Source organism: Pimelobacter sp. 30-1, from assembly GCF_018831735.1.
GTDB lineage: Bacteria > Actinomycetota > Actinomycetes > Propionibacteriales > Nocardioidaceae > Nocardioides.
Genome location: NZ_NHTS01000005.1, coordinates 380,789 through 394,931 on the forward strand (window position 1 = coordinate 380,789; position 14,143 = coordinate 394,931).

General features: G+C 71.8%; 15 protein-coding genes. 9 read left to right on the forward strand and 6 right to left on the reverse strand.

The features are described from left to right. Positions 1 to 74: 74 nt before the first annotated feature. From CCO04_RS13240 to CCO04_RS13260, 5 genes are all read right to left on the reverse strand, one after another. Positions 75 to 1,988: a glycosyltransferase gene (locus CCO04_RS13240; protein ID WP_308281201.1), complete on the reverse strand. Its 1,914-nt coding sequence runs from the start codon at positions 1,986 to 1,988 to the stop codon at positions 75 to 77. A gap of 1 nt (position 1,989) precedes the next feature. Then, positions 1,990 to 3,627, reverse strand: coding sequence for a hypothetical protein (locus CCO04_RS13245; RefSeq protein WP_215814596.1), 1,638 nt, complete (start codon positions 3,625 to 3,627; stop codon positions 1,990 to 1,992). Continuing rightward, a complete protein-coding gene (locus CCO04_RS13250) occupies positions 3,608 to 5,404 on the reverse strand; it encodes a cellulose biosynthesis cyclic di-GMP-binding regulatory protein BcsB (protein ID WP_215814597.1) in 1,797 nt (598 codons plus the stop codon). Before CCO04_RS13250 ends, CCO04_RS13245 begins: the two co-directional genes overlap by 20 nt. Before the next feature lie 233 nt (positions 5,405 to 5,637). Beyond that, on the reverse strand, positions 5,638 to 6,420 hold the full coding sequence (locus tag CCO04_RS13255; protein WP_215814598.1) for an exodeoxyribonuclease III: 783 nt from the start codon (positions 6,418 to 6,420) through the stop codon (positions 5,638 to 5,640). Positions 6,421 to 6,429: 9 nt separating this feature from the next. Beyond that, a complete protein-coding gene (locus CCO04_RS13260; protein ID WP_215814599.1) occupies positions 6,430 to 7,086 on the reverse strand; it encodes a TetR/AcrR family transcriptional regulator in 657 nt (218 codons plus the stop codon). Positions 7,087 to 7,160: 74 nt separating this feature from the next. Between CCO04_RS13260 and CCO04_RS13265 the strand changes: the two genes are divergently transcribed. The 9 genes from CCO04_RS13265 (at position 7,161) to CCO04_RS13305 (ending at position 13,557) form a co-directional block, all read left to right on the forward strand. After that, positions 7,161 to 8,264, forward strand: coding sequence for an oxygenase MpaB family protein (locus CCO04_RS13265; RefSeq protein WP_215814600.1), 1,104 nt, complete (start codon positions 7,161 to 7,163; stop codon positions 8,262 to 8,264). A 154-nt stretch (positions 8,265 to 8,418) separates the two neighbouring features. Further along, positions 8,419 to 9,273, forward strand: coding sequence for a M57 family metalloprotease (locus CCO04_RS13270; RefSeq protein ID WP_215814601.1), 855 nt, complete (start codon positions 8,419 to 8,421; stop codon positions 9,271 to 9,273). 105 nt (positions 9,274 to 9,378) lie between these two features. After that, the gene (gene ychF / locus CCO04_RS13275) at positions 9,379 to 10,452 is read left to right on the forward strand and encodes a redox-regulated ATPase YchF (protein WP_215814602.1); all 1,074 of its coding nucleotides are present in this window, start codon (positions 9,379 to 9,381) and stop codon (positions 10,450 to 10,452) included. A 16-nt stretch (positions 10,453 to 10,468) separates the two neighbouring features. Next, positions 10,469 to 10,978 carry a pentapeptide repeat-containing protein gene (locus CCO04_RS13280; protein ID WP_215814603.1) on the forward strand — a complete coding sequence of 170 codons (510 nt, stop codon included), beginning with the start codon at positions 10,469 to 10,471 and terminating at the stop codon, positions 10,976 to 10,978. Between the two features lie 21 nt (positions 10,979 to 10,999). Further along, the gene (locus CCO04_RS13285; RefSeq protein WP_215814604.1) at positions 11,000 to 11,650 is read left to right on the forward strand and encodes a hypothetical protein; all 651 of its coding nucleotides are present in this window, start codon (positions 11,000 to 11,002) and stop codon (positions 11,648 to 11,650) included. A gap of 120 nt (positions 11,651 to 11,770) precedes the next feature. Continuing rightward, positions 11,771 to 12,322 (forward strand): GNAT family N-acetyltransferase, encoded by a 552-nt coding sequence (locus CCO04_RS13290; RefSeq protein ID WP_215814605.1) that lies wholly within the window; start codon positions 11,771 to 11,773, stop codon positions 12,320 to 12,322. After that, positions 12,319 to 12,636, forward strand: coding sequence for a hypothetical protein (locus tag CCO04_RS13295; protein WP_215814606.1), 318 nt, complete (start codon positions 12,319 to 12,321; stop codon positions 12,634 to 12,636). Before CCO04_RS13290 ends, CCO04_RS13295 begins: the two co-directional genes overlap by 4 nt. Before the next feature lie 57 nt (positions 12,637 to 12,693). After that, the gene (locus tag CCO04_RS13300; RefSeq protein WP_215814607.1) at positions 12,694 to 12,876 is read left to right on the forward strand and encodes a hypothetical protein; all 183 of its coding nucleotides are present in this window, start codon (positions 12,694 to 12,696) and stop codon (positions 12,874 to 12,876) included. A gap of 18 nt (positions 12,877 to 12,894) precedes the next feature. Further along, complete coding sequence (locus CCO04_RS13305) at positions 12,895 to 13,557, forward strand: VOC family protein (RefSeq protein ID WP_215814608.1); 663 nt, start codon at positions 12,895 to 12,897, stop codon at positions 13,555 to 13,557. Here the strand turns inward: CCO04_RS13305 and CCO04_RS13310 are convergent. Further along, positions 13,547 to 14,089, reverse strand: coding sequence for a hypothetical protein (locus tag CCO04_RS13310; protein WP_215814609.1), 543 nt, complete (start codon positions 14,087 to 14,089; stop codon positions 13,547 to 13,549). The two genes, CCO04_RS13305 and CCO04_RS13310, sit on opposite strands and share 11 nt — an antisense overlap. Positions 14,090 to 14,143 lie beyond the last annotated feature (54 nt).

Below are 14,143 nucleotides of genomic sequence, written 5' to 3' on the forward strand. Positions count from 1 at the left end.
ATGACGACGTCGGTGACGCTCGATCGACACGTGGCGTGAGGAATCTTCGCCGAGCGGCCGCGCGGCCACCGCCCTCAGACGTGCGCCGTGCTCTCGTAGTCCTCGGAGATGCCGTGCGGCGTCTTCTCCCACCGGTGCGGGCTGAAGATCGTCTGCACCAGCGCCCGCCACGCGGCATAGGCGTGGAGGCACCAGTAGAGCGGGTTGAGGAGCGCGAAGATGCCGATGCGCCAGTTGTAGCGCCGGGTCGCCGCGATGCCGGACACGACGATCATGAGGGCGTTGCCGAGCACGGCGGTGACCAGGCTGCTCACCACGACCCAGTGGGGGAGGTCGAGACCGATGACCTGGACGCCGACGTACGTGATGACGGTGAAGCCGAGCACCAGGGGATAGGCGAGGAAGGTCAGCGGCGTGCCGAGGATGAGCCCGACCATGCCGACCATGCCGAGCGGCCCGACCCGGCGCAGGAACCGCAGCGGGTGCCTCATGTTGACGGCCGCGGTGATCATGTAGCCCTTGATCCACCGGGTCCGCTGGGGGATCCAGGCGGGGACGGTCGCGCACGCCTCCTCGCCCGTGGTCGAGTCGAGTACGTCGACCCGGTAGCCCTCGACCGAGACGCGCAGCCCGAGGTCGGCGTCCTCGGTGACGTTGTAGGGGTCCCAGGCGCCGAGGCGCTTGAGCACCTCGGTGTCGAAGTGGTTGGACGTGCCGCCGAGGGGGAGCGGGATGCCGCTGCCGTCGATTCCGGGCAGCATCGACTCGAACCAGTGGGCGTACTCGATCGCGAACATCCGGGTGAGGACGTTGTAGTCGGCGTTGAAGTAGTGCAGCGCCGCCTGCACGCACGCCAGGCGCGGCCGGGTGGAGCCGAGGTGCTCGTGCTCGAAGGCGTCGCGCTCGAAGGCTGCCACGGCCTTGCGGAGCTGGAGCGGCTCGGGGCGGTCCTCGGCGTCGTAGATGACGACGTACTTGCCGCGGGCGAAGGCGAGCCCGTAGTTGCAGGCGCGCGGCTTGGTCTGCGGCTCCCCAGCCGGTACGACGAGCAGCCGCACGTAGTCCGGAGGCGCGACCCGCTTGGCGGCGGCCACGGTCTCGGGGTCGTTCTCCTCCATCAGCACGATCACGTCGAGCCGCGAGCGCGGGTAGTCGAGCGCGCCGAGGTTGGTGATCAGCTTGTCGATGATGTTGGCCTCGCGGAAGGCCGGCACCAGGATCGTGTAGACGGGCAGCTCGGCGTCGTTGCCGCCGGGGTGCCACTCGGGGGCCAGCCCGCGCCGCTGCCGCTCGCGCATCTCGGCGAGGCGCCGGCGCTCCCGGCGGGCCCGGACGAGCGGCGCCCGCAGGCTGGAGCCTGCCTTGAACAGGACGCTGAGCAGGAAGACGACGTTGGTCACCGACAGCAGGACGACGAACGCGCGCCGCGGCTCCAGCACCGCACCGACCACGAACACCAGGCCGATCAGGAACGGCAGCGCGAGCTGGAGCCGGGTCAGCCCCGGGCGCGCGGAGTGCTCGGGGCGCTCCTCGGCGAGCATGTCCTCGGCCAGGCGCCGGAGCTTGCCGCGGTTGGCCTCCTCCATGGCCCGGAAGACGTCCCAGTGGGTGCTCGCGACGAGCTCGATCTCGTCGGTGCCGAAGCGCTCGCGGATCTGCTCGAGCAGCGCCGCCGTCGGTCGTACCGACGTCGCCACGACCAGCGTGCCGTCGGGGCGCTGCTCGCACGGCACCCAGCCGAGGTGGCTGAGCTCGGCGATGTCGAGGCGCCCGGCGAGGTCCGGGTCGGGTGGGTGCGCGACGAGGTCGCGGGAGGCCGTCTCCCAGTGCTCGGCGAGGGCCTCGTAGAGCTCGCGCCGGCTCAGCGCCCCGGCCAGGAGCAGGTGCTGGCCGAGCTGGCCGCCCTCGGCCCGCTGGTGCTCCAGCGCGGTCGCGAGCTGGTCCTCGGTGATCCGCCCGGTCGCGACGAGGTGGCTGCCGATCTGCACGTCAGCCCCCGATCCGGCGGTAGACGCCGAGGTCGGCGATCTCGTAGACCAGCTCGTAGCCGGCCAGGAACGACGGGTCATCGGCGAGCGCCGTGGTGACCAGGTCGAGCGCCGCCTTCGTCGCGTACGTCGTCACCTGGGTGCGGTGCATGACGACCCACCGCACGTGGTCCTCGGGGTCGGCGAGCGCGTCGCCGAAGGCGTCGCCCGCGGCCCGGTTGTAGACATCGTCGAAGTCGATCGCGATCACCGGCGCGACCGCCAGCTTGTCGGCGCTCTCGTCGATGAGCAGGTTGCCGCCGTCGTAGTGGTCGTGCAGCCAGCGGGCCATCTTCTTGACGTCGGTGAAGTTGCGCTGGCCGAGGTGGGCCTCCTCGATCACCGTCATCCGCTCGCCGGGATCGCCCGCCCACCACAGGTTCTGCGCGGTCAGTGCCGCCACCGTCGCCAGGACGACGCCCGCCCCGGCGAGCGCCTTGCGGCGGCTCAGCTCGTGGGCGAGGTAGGCGCACAGGAGTGCCGCCCAGGGCGCCGCGGAGAGCACGTAGCGGTTGTTGTAGGCGCCGGAGGGCAGCGAGACGTCGTTGACCATGATGTGCTGGCCGGTGGTGAGGCTGAAGAGCAGGAACGCGCTCGACGTCCCCGCGAGCCAGATCGTCAGCGCCCGGTTGTCGATGCCCCAGCGCCAGGTCATCAGGACCAGACCGATCCCGGCGGCGATCAGCGGCAGCAGCCCGATCGACTCGACGGCGGCCCAGCCGAACACCTTGAACGACAGGCCCAGGTTGCCCTTGGTGGTGAGCTGGCCCTGCTCGACGAACACCTCGGTGAACGCGGCGGCCGAGTAGGGGCCGGTGAGGAACTCGACCGGATTGCCGTACCAGGCGGCGTTGTAGGACAGCCACCACCCGATCGCGGCCAGGGGAGCGGAGGCGAAGGCGCCGGCCAGCACGAGTGCGCGGCGCAGCCCGTCACCGCGGCGTACGACGACGAAGCCGACGTAGATGGCCCCGCTGACGACCAGCGCCCATCCCTCGTAGCGGGTCAGCACGGCGCAGGCCGCGGGGATGCCCGCGAACACGGCGAGCTCGCCGCCGCTGAGCCGGCGGCCGCTGAACGCCCAGCCCGACAGGCCCGCGATGCAGGCCAGGATCGCGGCGATCAGCACCGGCTCGGTCAGCGCGGTGGTGTAGGCGTAGAGCAGGCTCGGGTTGGCCAGGAGGACGCCGAGCCCGACCACGCGCGCGGTCCGGCCGAGGCCGAGGCGCACCATGATCCGGTGCAGCGCGGCCGCCGAGATGCCCAGGCACAGGGTGCCGAGGATGCAGGCGGCGATGCCGGTGCGGAACAGGAACATGTCCTGGACCAGCGGCATCAGCAGCAGGTGGGGGAGCGGCAGCCAGACCGTGCCGAGCTGCTGCAGGCCCGGCGTCTGGCCGTCGAGGATGCGGCGCGCGATGGTGAGGTGCGCCATCGCGTCGCCGTAGTCGAGGTTGGTGCCGGTCCGCACGGTGTACGCCGACGCGACCGCGCCGACGGCGCAGCCGAGCAGGAACACCGGAACGCTGCCGGGGACCCTTCGCCCCGGGCGGCGTACCCGGGGCTCCGTCGCGGTGCGCTCAGGAGCGGTCGTGGTCACCGGCCTGAGCCTCAGTGTCCGCGGCGACCTGCGCGTCGACGATCTCGGTGATCTCCTGGCGGCGCCGGCGCGCGAGCAGCCACCGGCCGCCGAGCAGGGCCAGCAGGACCGCGAGGCCCCCGACGAGCCACCAGGCGAACGAGCGCTGCTCGTCGACCCGCTCCTGCTGGGGGACGACCGCGTCGGCGTCGATGCTGAACGGCTCGCCCTCGGCCGGCTGCACGAGCAGGTTGGCGCTCAGCGCGCCCCAGCCCTCGGTCCCGAGGTAGGTCGCGGCCCGGCGCTCCAGCGCGGCACCGTCGCCGTCCGGGGCCCAGGAGCCGAGCATGAGCACGTCGCGGCCGCGGTGCCGGACGGCGACCAGGGCGGCGTACGGGCGGTCGGTGCCGACCTGGAAGGTTGCCTCGGCGTAGTCGAGCAGGCGCATCTCCGAGAGCCGCAGCGGCGCCTTGAGCGCCGTGGAGTCGTCCTCGCCGGCGCCGACGAGGAGGCCGGAGGTCTTGCCGCCGCGCAGGTCGGCGGCGGGCACGATCCGGACGTCGAGCGGCCGGGACGCGCGGCGCTGGAGCGCGGCGACGACATAGCCGGCGTCGACCGCCGCGGCGACCGGGTCGGCGGCGTGGTCGGAGATGGCGACGTCGAGGCGCCCACCCAGGTTCTGCGGGTACGCCGCGAAGCCGGTGGTGCGGGCGTCGCCACGGTCGGCGTGGACGACGGTCCGCTCGGTGTCGAGGTGGACCTCCAGGGGCAGCTGCCGGTCGGTCGCCGTGCACCACTCGCGCGGCGGCACCGCGCTCAGCACCACGACCATGCCGTTGTCGCCCTGCAGGTCGGCGGCCGGGACCTCGATCTCGCGGTGCAGCACCGGGTCGTCGCCGAGCCGCGTGGAGTCGACCAGCCGGTCGTTGACGTAGACGTCGAGCTGGGCGCGGGCCCCCTCGGGCAGCGCCGTGTGCGTGCCGTTGAGGTCGATCTTCAGCGAGCCCACCGGGCCGCCGAAGGCGTCCTGCCGGATGCCGACGTACTGCTCGACCCGGCCGTAGCCGCTGAGCACCGCACGACCGACCCCGAGCTCGTCGAGCGTCAGCGCGTCGACGACCTCGACGGGCGCGCGCTTCGCGGCCAGGCCCTCGGTGTCCGGAGCGTCGGCCAGCCCGAGCGCCGGGTCGCCCAGCGCCCGCACGGCGGCCGCCAGCTCGTCGGCGCCGCCCCCGAGGGTCAGCGTCGCGACACCGGCGTCGTCGGCGATCTCGGTGGTCGCCGTACCGGTGCCGGGGGCGAGGCGGACCACGCGCACGCCGGGCCCGGCCTTGGTCACGGCGTCGGGCGTCGTGAGGCGCACGGTCGTCGTGTCGGGGTAGCGGCTGCTGATCGCGGCCACGGCGGCCAGACCGGCCGCCAGGGTCGCCTCGTCGGCGTCCGCCGGGACGACGACGTCCACCGCGGTCGCGTAGGGCGCCAGGAACTCCGCCAGCGTCGCCGGCTCGGTCTCGGCACCGGTGAACTCGAGCCGCACCTGGTCGAGGGTCGCCCGGACGTCACTGACCGTCACGCAGGCGGCGTCCTGGCGTCGTACCGTCTGGTCGACGCGGACCTCGACCTGCAGCCGCCCGTCGCTCACGTCGGCGCGCGACACCGGGATCTCCACCGCGGCATCGGCCCGGGCCGGCACCCGCGCGGCCAACCGTCCGCCGACGACGAACGCGACCGTCCCGTCGATCGTGTCGTCGAGCCGCAGCCGGCCCGTGACCTTGGTGGGCGTGACGCCCGGTGGCACCGCGATCTCCAGCGTCGAGGCCGCCCCCACCGTCGCCGACGCGGACCCGGGGACCGTCAGGGTGTCGGCGTGGGCCGGTGGGGCCGTGACAGCGGGAAGGGTCAGGGTGGTCAGGACAGCGAGTGACGCAATGCTGGCGCGAAGCAAGGGAAGTGCCTTCTGGTGGGGGGTGTCACGACAATCTTTACCCTGATCGGCCGTGACAAGCCGCATCTGATCGGTTGCCGCGTCCCTCAGTCGGCCAGGTCCACGACCACCGGCGCGTGGTCCGACGGAGCGCCCGCGAACACCGACGGGTCGCGCTCCTCCTTGTCGATGAACGCCCCCGTCACCCGCTCGGCGAACGACGCCGACCCGAGCACGAAGTCGATCTTGAGCCCCCGGTCGCGCTCGAAGCGCTGCCGGTAGTAGTCCCAGTAGGTGTACGACGGCGCGTGCTCCCGCGTCACCTCCGCCCACCCACCGTCCAGGAACGCCTGGAAGGCCGCGCGCTCGGCGGGCGTGACGTGCGTGGAGCTCTTGAACTGCGCGACGTCGAAGACGTCCTCGTCGGTCGGGCAGATGTTCCAGTCGCCCACCAGCGCCGTCGGTACGTCGAGCCACGCCTGCGCCGCGGTGCGCAGCCGGGCCAGCCAGTCGAGCTTGTAGGCGTAGTGCGGGTCGTCGGGCTTGCGGCCGTTGGGGATGTAGAGGCTCCACACCCGCACGCCGCCGCAGGTCGCGCCGATGGCGCGGGCCTCGACCTCGGCCGGGTCGCCCCAGCCGGGCTGGTCGGGGAAGCCGACGGCGACGTCGTCGAGCCCGACGCGGCTGATCAGGGCGACGCCGTTCCACTGGTTGAGGCCGTGCGCGGCGATCTCGTACCCGCGCGCCTGCAGGCCCATCAGGGGCAGCTGTTCCTCGCGTGCCTTGGTCTCCTGGACGGCGAGCACGTCGATGTCGTGCCGGTCGAGAAAGGCTTCGACGCGGTCGATCCGCGTGCGCAGGGAGTTGACGTTCCAGGTGGCGATCCGCACCAGCAGAGGTTAGTCCGCGGCGGGTCGGGTGGCGCTCAGCAGCCCCTCGAGGGAGGTGACGAGCCGATCGCGGTCGTACGTCTCGGGCTGGTCGAGGGCGAGCCGGCCGAAGTGCTCGGCGGTGACCAGGACGAGGTGGGCCAGGACGTCGACGTCGAGGTACGGTCCGCCGCGGCGCTCGAGGCCGGCCTGCAGCGCGTCGGCGATCGAGCCCCGGATCAGCTCGCGGGTCGAGGTGATCCGGTCGCGGACGACGGCGGGCGCGTTCTGGGTCAGGCCCAGGACCGGGCGCCAGACCTCTGGCTCGCGCTGGACGACGTCGATCAGGCCGCCGGCCGCGGCCACGATCCACTCGTCGACGTCGAGCGCGCCGTCGAGGCCTCCGTCGGGCATCAGGCGCAGCGCAGAGGCGAGCGCCCGGCGCTGGGTGCGGTCGAGCAGCGCGTGCAGGAGCGGCTCCAGGCCGTCGTACGCGCCGTAGACGACGGGGCGGGTGACCTCGGCCTCGCGTGCGATCGCCTCGATCGAGACCCGCTCGTAGCCGTCGCGGACCAGGACCCGCAACGCTGCGTCGAGCAGGTGCTCGCGGCGCTGCTCGACCGGCAGCCGCTTGGCGTAGCGCCGCTTGGGAGCGGGCTCAGTCGCTCCGGAGGTGTCCTGCGTCACCTTCCGGACAATATTCCAGTGCTGTAAATTTCGCCGAACCTACGGACCTGTAGCAATGAGGAAGGGAGGGCCGCATGTTCGGTCTCCAGACCAGGAAGCAGCTCGCGCAGCAGTTCGAGCCGATGGCCGACTACGGATTCTTCGGGCCGGACTCGGTGACGTGGAAGGTGTGGGCGCACCCGACGTCCTACATCCTCGGCTTCGCGCGCGCCGTCACGATCGAGCACTTCGACCCGAACCTGGCGGCGGCCGTCGTCCAGTCCGGCGGTGTGAAGTACCGGCCCAGCACCCGCTACGGTCGCACCCTGCGCTACTTCGGGATGGTCGCGTTCGCGGCCACGGAGCCGACCGCCAAGGCGGCCGACGTCCTGGTCAAGGTGCACTCCAAGGCGATCGGGCACGACCCCGTCACCGGCGGCGAGTACGACGCCAACCAGCCGTCGTCGCAGCTGTGGATCCACGTGACGGCCTGGCACTCGATCCTCTACTGCTACGAGAGGTTCGGCGGCGGGCGGCTGACGCCCGAGGAGGAGCTGCAGTTCTGGGCCGAGTGCCGACGCGCCGCCGAGCTCCAGACGATCGACCCGGACACGGTGCCGCGCAACCGCGACGAGGTTCGCCAGTACTTCGCCGACTGGCGCTCCCGGATCGCCGCCTCGGAGGCGGCGCAAGACATGATCAATTTCATCCTGCCGCTCAAGGTCGCGCTCCCGCCCGACCTGCCGGGGTGGCAGAAGGCCGGGTTCGCGCCGGTGATGTGGCTGATGCGCAAGGCGATCATCTCGACGTACCCGAAGCACATGCGCGACATGGCAGGGCTACGCCAAGGCCGGCTGACCGACGCGCTGGTCGCGCCGCCGACCAAGGCGCTGCACACCGTGTTCAACAGCAACATGCAGCTGCGGCTGTGGCTGATGAACCTGCTCGCGCCCCAGGCCGTCCCCGTCGCGGCGCCCGCGATGCTCGGCATCCCGCCGCTCTCGCCGGTCACCATGACGCCGCGCGAGGCGCAGGCCGCCTACGGCTTCGACATCCCGAGCGAGGCGCACCCCGAGCTGCGGGCCAAGCAGCGTGATCGGGTCTTCCGGCAGGGGAAGCAGCCCTCCGACGAGGGCCTGGTGGAGTCGCAGCAGCACATCGGCTCGATGGACCCGCACGATGCGGCGATGCCCGCCTGACACCGGCCTGACGCCCGTCCCCAGCGGCGGGGTCCGTGGCTCACGTTCGTGCAGCCCCGGGCCCTGCCGCTTTCTGAGTCACAGGATCTCTTGTCCTGAGGGCGATCCGAGCGATTCGATGTGCCGGATCCACTCTCGGGAGAAAGGTTCTTGGATGTTGTCATCTCGGATCAGCAGAATCTCCGTCGGCGTCGCCTGCCTGGTGACCGCCTTCGCGGGAGCAGCCGTCTCCGGCCCCGGCTCGGCGTCGGCCGACACCGGATGGAGCACGCTCAGCGCACCGCCGACGTACCAGGAGTTCGAGGCCTCGACGTACGTCGACGTCGACGGCGCCTACGTCGTCAACGGCGACGAGGCCCTCAGCACGAAGGCCGAGCTCAAGAAGTTCTACAACAGCATGGTCGGCCCGTTCGGCAACCACGACCGCGACCGCCACGAGGGCGACCTCATCGTCAACACGGTCAACGGCCGCGACGACAAGTGGAGCGCCAGCCAGGCCCTCAACCTGACCTACTGCGTCAGCACCCGGTTCGGCACCCGGCAGGCCGACATCGTCGCGGCGATGAGCGCCGGCACCGCGCTGTGGGAGAACGCGTCGTCGAAGATCAACTTCGTCTACGTCCCCGCGCAGAACAGCAGCTGCACCACCCGCAACAACAACGTGGTGTTCTCGGTCGAGCCGGTCAACACCTCGCAGTACATCGCCCGCGCGTTCTTCCCGAGCTCGGCCAAGAGCTCGCGCAACGTGCTCGTCGACGACTCGATCTGGTCCTCGGGGACCTGGGAGCCGGGAGACATCCTCGGCCACGAGCTGGGCCACGTGCTGGGCTTCCGCCACGAGCACACCCGGCCGGAGTCGGGCACCTGCTTCGAGGACAACAACTGGCGGCCGCTGACGCCGTACGACTCGGCGTCGATCATGCACTACCCGCAGTGCAACGGCAGCTCCAGCGACCTGGAGTTCCAGGCCTCCGACGCGACGGGGGTCCGGGCGCTCTACGGCTCCTGAGCCGGTGGACGGCACGGGTGGGGCTCCGACTCGGGGGTAGCCCCACCCGTACCGTTCTCGCGTCGATGCGCGCAGCCGGGCCGCCCGGCCATAGAATCGCCCCCCGTGGCACTCACCATCGGCATCGTCGGTCTCCCCAACGCAGGCAAGTCGACGCTCTTCAACGCGTTGACCAAGAACGACGTCCTCGCGGCGAACTACCCGTTCGCCACCATCGAGCCCAACGTGGGCGTGGTCGGCGTACCCGACCCGCGCCTGGCCCAGCTCGCCGAGATCTTCGGCTCCGAGCGCCAGCTGCCCGCCACGGTCGAGTTCGTCGACATCGCCGGCATCGTCCGCGGCGCCTCCCAGGGCGAGGGCCTGGGCAACAAGTTCCTCGCCCACATCCGCGAGTCCGCGGCCATCTGCCAGGTGACCCGCGTCTTCCGCGACGAGGACGTCACCCACGTCGACGGCGAGGTCAACCCGGCCAACGACATCTCCACGATCCAGACCGAGCTCATCCTCGCGGACCTGGAGACGGTGGAGAAGGCCGTCGTACGGCTGGAGAAGGAGGCGCGCAAGGTCAAGGAGCTCGCCGCCAACCTCGAGGCCGCCAAGGAGGCCAAGGAGGCCCTCGAGGCCGGCACGCCGATCATCGCCACCTCGATCGACCGCGCCCTCCTGCGCGAGCTCTCGCTCCTCACCGCGAAGCCCTTCATCTACGTCTTCAACTGCGACGCCGACGAGCTCGCCGACGAGTCCCTCAAGGACAAGATGCGCGAGATCGTCGCCCCCGCCGAGGCGATCTTCCTCGACGCCAAGTTCGAGTCCGAGCTCATCGAGCTCGACGACGAGGAGGCCACCGAGTTCCTCGCCGAGGCCGGCGTCACCGAGCCCGGCCTCGAGGTCCTCGCCCGCGTCGGCTTCGACACCCTCGGCCTCCAGACCTACCTCACCGCCGGCCCCAAGGAGTCGCGCGCGTGGACCATCGCCAAGGGCGCCACCGCACCCGAGGCCGCCGGCGTCATCCACACCGACTTCCAGAAGGGCTTCATCAAGGCCGAGGTCGTCTCGTTCGACGACCTGGTCGCGGCGGGGTCGATGGCCAAGGCCAAGGAGGCGGGGAAGGTCCGGATGGAGGGTAAGGACTACGTCATGGCTGATGGTGACGTGGTGGAGTTCCGCTTCAACGTCTGACCCACCGGGTCCAGGCATGGCGAGGCCGACGACGCGCCAGCTGCGCGAGCGCTGGACGCGCGGCGTACGGCTCACGACTCCGATCCGCTATCAGCGCGCCACCGGCGTCGACCTGTCGGACGTCACCTTCGCGGACGGCGCGTCGGTCACCGAGTCGGAGCTAGAGGGCTGTGTCCTCGACCGGATCGACATGCGCGGTGTCTTCGTCCGGCGTCGCTTCGTCGGGTGCAGCTTCGTCGGCGCGAAGCTCACCGGCGCTCGTCTGGGCGGCGAGTTCACGGACTGCGACTTCTCCGGTGCGACGTTGTCCCGCTCCGTCGCGTCGGGCGTGCGGTTCGAGCGGTGCACCTTCACCGGCGCGAGCCTGCGCGCGGTCATGTGGACGACACGCTGCGTGTTCGACCACTGTGTCTTCGACGGTGTCGCGTCGTTCACCGGCTCCGTCGCGGGCAGTGTCTTCATCGGGACGGCGCCGCTCGATCTCAGCGGCTGCATCGTCGACCACGTCCGGTACGAGGAAGGGTGATCAACCCCTAGGCTCCCGCTCATGGGTGCCAAGGACTCGTTGATCTGCTACGCCGACGGCGACGTGGCGAGCGTGCTCGCAGGCCGACCCGAGCTCGACCGGGCGGCGACCGAGGCGCTCGTCCGGCGCCTGTTCGCGGGCGAGGTCGTGACCGCCGCCGCGGACGGAACACTGGGTGAGGACGCGAACCCCGGTGCGGGCAGCGTCTTCGCCGCGGTCTGGCCCGGGGTGAGCATCGTGTGCACCGGCCGGGTCGGGCTGGACCGGCCGTCCCAGGTGAGCGCTCGTTTCCTCAGCGAAGGGGTGGGCCGAACGGTGTACGTGCACGCGATGCACAGCGTCGTCGACTGGTTCGCGATGGGGATCTGGGGCCCGGACGGCGAGCTTCGGCGGGCGCTGAGCATCAGCGGCGGGGACGAGGAGATCCTCGAGGACGTCGGCGGCCGACTGGAGTTCGAGGAGCCCTTCTGGTCGGGCCGGTTCCCCGCCACCGACGAGGACGACGACGAGGACTACCCGTTCCCCTTCCATCCCCTGGAGCTGAGCGAGGCCGCCCTCGATCATCTCTTCGGGTTCGTGATGGAGGGCTACAGCGGGATGACCTCCGCGAGCCGGGTCGATCCGTTCGACGTCGTGCTCGCGGGCTTCCGGCTGTCCGCGACGGCGCGCTAGCGCCCGGAACCTCAGGAGAGCCGGCGGACTGGTCGGGGAGATCGGGGACGAGGTGGGCCACCGCGACAACCGCTGCATGGACGTCGCGCGCTGACGACCACCGCGTGGGACGGTAGTGCCATGCGGCTGCCGACCCCCACGCTGGAGACCGAGCGACTTCGGCTGCGCCCGTTCACCGAGGCCGACACCGACGACCTCTTCAGGCTGCAGAGCGACGCCTACGTGCTGCGCTACTGGGACTACCCGCCGTGGACGGACCGGGAGTCGGCCGCGCTCTTCCTGGCGCGGTGCGCGGAGATGTCCGAGGAGGGGAGCGGGGTGCGGGTGGTCCTCGAACGGCGTGTGGACCGGGCGTTCGTCGGCTGGTGCACCGTCAGCGGGTGGAACCCCGGCTTCCGCAGTGCCCGCACGGGTTACTGCCTCCCGCAGGCGGCGTGGGGGCACGGCTACGCCACGGAGGCGGCGCGGGCCCTGCTGGAGTGGGCGTTCGCGACCCTCGACCTCAACCGGGTGCAGGCCGCGGTGGACACCCGGAACCCGGCCTCGGCGCGGGTGCTGGAGAAGCTCGGGTTCGTGCGGGAAGGGACGCTGCGCGAGGACTGCATCGTCGACGGGGTCGTGTCGGACTCGTGGGTCTACGGGCTGCTGCGGCGGGACCGGGTGGCGCCATGACCTGGTACGGCGTACGCACCGTCTGTCGGTTCGCGGGTTCGGGCGACGTTCCGCCGCACTACGAGGAGCGGGTGGTGATCTTCGAGGCCGACGACTTCGCCGGGGCGATCGCCCAGGCCGAGGCCGAGGCTGCGGAGTACGCCGCGATCTTCGACGACTGCGAGGCGCTCGGGCTGGTGCAGTCCTACGAGATGGCTGATCCGATCGGTGCCGGAGCCGAGGTCTACTCGCTGATGCGGACCAGCGACCTCGAGCCGGACGACTACCTCGACCGCTTCTTCGACACGGGCGAGGAGCGGCAGCGCGCCCTCTGACCGGGGGCGGGCCGGGGCCCCTGGTGCTCATTCGAACATATGTTCTACTCTTCGTGGGTGGGGCAACGGCATGTCTGGGTCAAGGAGAAGTTCGGCCCGCGCAAGCTGCCGGGCCTTCTGCTGACCTGGCGCCAGGGCGTCGACGGCTGGGAGGCGCTGGTGACCTGGGTGACCGCCGATCCCGAGACGATCATCACCGACTGGGTCCCGGCTGAGCGGCTGGGGCCGGTCGGGCCGTAGGGCGACTAGCGTGGGCGCGTGCTGACGATCGCCGAGCTCGAGATCGCCGACCCGCCGCAGCCGTGGCGCGAGGCGGGCTTCGTCGTCGGTGAGGACGGCGCCGCCCAGGTCGGCGGCGTCCGGCTGCGGTTCGCGGGGCGGGAGCGCGGGCGCGGGATCGTCGGGTGGTCGCTGGGTGGGCTGCCGGAGGCGTGGGCGGCGGGTGATCTCGACGGCGTACCGACGAGCCGGGCGGCGGATGCGCCGGCCGCCACCGAGCTCCCGGCGGAGCACCCCAACGGCGTCACCGTGATCGACCACGTCGTGCTGCTCTCGCCCGACCTCCACCGCACCCGCGCGGCCCTCGCCGCCCTCGGCGCCCTCGGCGCCGGGGAGCGGCGGGTGCGTGACGGGCAGCTGGGTGGGGCGCCGGTGCGGCAGGTGTTCTACCGGTTCGGTGAGGTGGTGCTCGAGGTGGTGGGCGCGCCGGATGCGGCGGGTGAAGGACCGTCGAGCCTGTGGGGCGTGACGTTCACGGTGGCCGACATCGATGCGGCGGCCGCGCTGCTGGGGGAGCGGACCGCGCCGGTCAAGGACGCGGTCCAGCCGGGGCGCCGGATCACGACGGTGCGCCACCGCGACCTCGGGATGTCGGTGCGGACGGCACTCATCTCGGCGCCGGTGCGGCGCGCTACTCGTTGACCAGCACCGGTACGCCGACCGCGGCGCTCGCTGCCTTGCCCGCGAGCTTGCGGGGCACCTTGATCGTGAACGTCTCGTGCTCCGAGGGCGGCCCCTCGTCGTGGTGGGCGCTCTCCTCGAGGTGGTGCGTGAACCGGGCGGTGCCCAGGAGCGTGCCCGAGGCGTCGTAGAAGCCGGCCAGCACCTGCAGCTCGAGCAGGTCGGAGACGTCGCTGGTGATGTCGAGCGAGCCGGTGACCTGCCGGCCGTCGAAGGTGACCTTGCCGTAGGAGAAGCGGTCGTCGAACGGGCCGGGGATGCGGCCCACGGTCCCGGGCCGGCCGGGAGCGGCCGACGCGATGCCGTCGAGGACCGGCTCGCCGGTGGGGGCGGCAAGGTCGGGGAACTCGGTCATGACGACCGGGCTCGGTACGTCGGACGCCGGGGCCGGCGCGCCGGAGCCGGCCGGCTCCGGCTCGGCCGAGGAGCAGCCGCTCAGGGCGAGGGCGGCGGTCGTGGCGAGGCCGGCGAGGGTGAGGGCGGTGCGGTGCATGCGGGTTCTCCTGGAGAGCCGGACGCCCCGCGCCCCGGCCGCCGTGGCGACCGA

Excerpts from the sequence above, each read along its gene's own strand:
- CCO04_RS13265 (WP_215814600.1), top strand. The coding sequence starts at position 7,161 with ATGTTCGGTCTCCAGACCAGGAAGCAGCTCGCGCAGCAGTTCGAGCCG.
- CCO04_RS13270 (WP_215814601.1), top strand. The coding sequence starts at position 8,419 with ATGTTGTCATCTCGGATCAGCAGAATCTCCGTCGGCGTCGCCTGCCTG.
- CCO04_RS13280 (WP_215814603.1), top strand. The coding sequence starts at position 10,469 with ATGGCGAGGCCGACGACGCGCCAGCTGCGCGAGCGCTGGACGCGCGGC.
- CCO04_RS13285 (WP_215814604.1), top strand. The coding sequence starts at position 11,000 with ATGGGTGCCAAGGACTCGTTGATCTGCTACGCCGACGGCGACGTGGCG.
- CCO04_RS13290 (WP_215814605.1), top strand. The coding sequence starts at position 11,771 with ATGCGGCTGCCGACCCCCACGCTGGAGACCGAGCGACTTCGGCTGCGC.
- CCO04_RS13295 (WP_215814606.1), top strand. The coding sequence starts at position 12,319 with ATGACCTGGTACGGCGTACGCACCGTCTGTCGGTTCGCGGGTTCGGGC.
- CCO04_RS13310 (WP_215814609.1), bottom strand. The coding sequence starts at position 14,089 with ATGCACCGCACCGCCCTCACCCTCGCCGGCCTCGCCACGACCGCCGCC.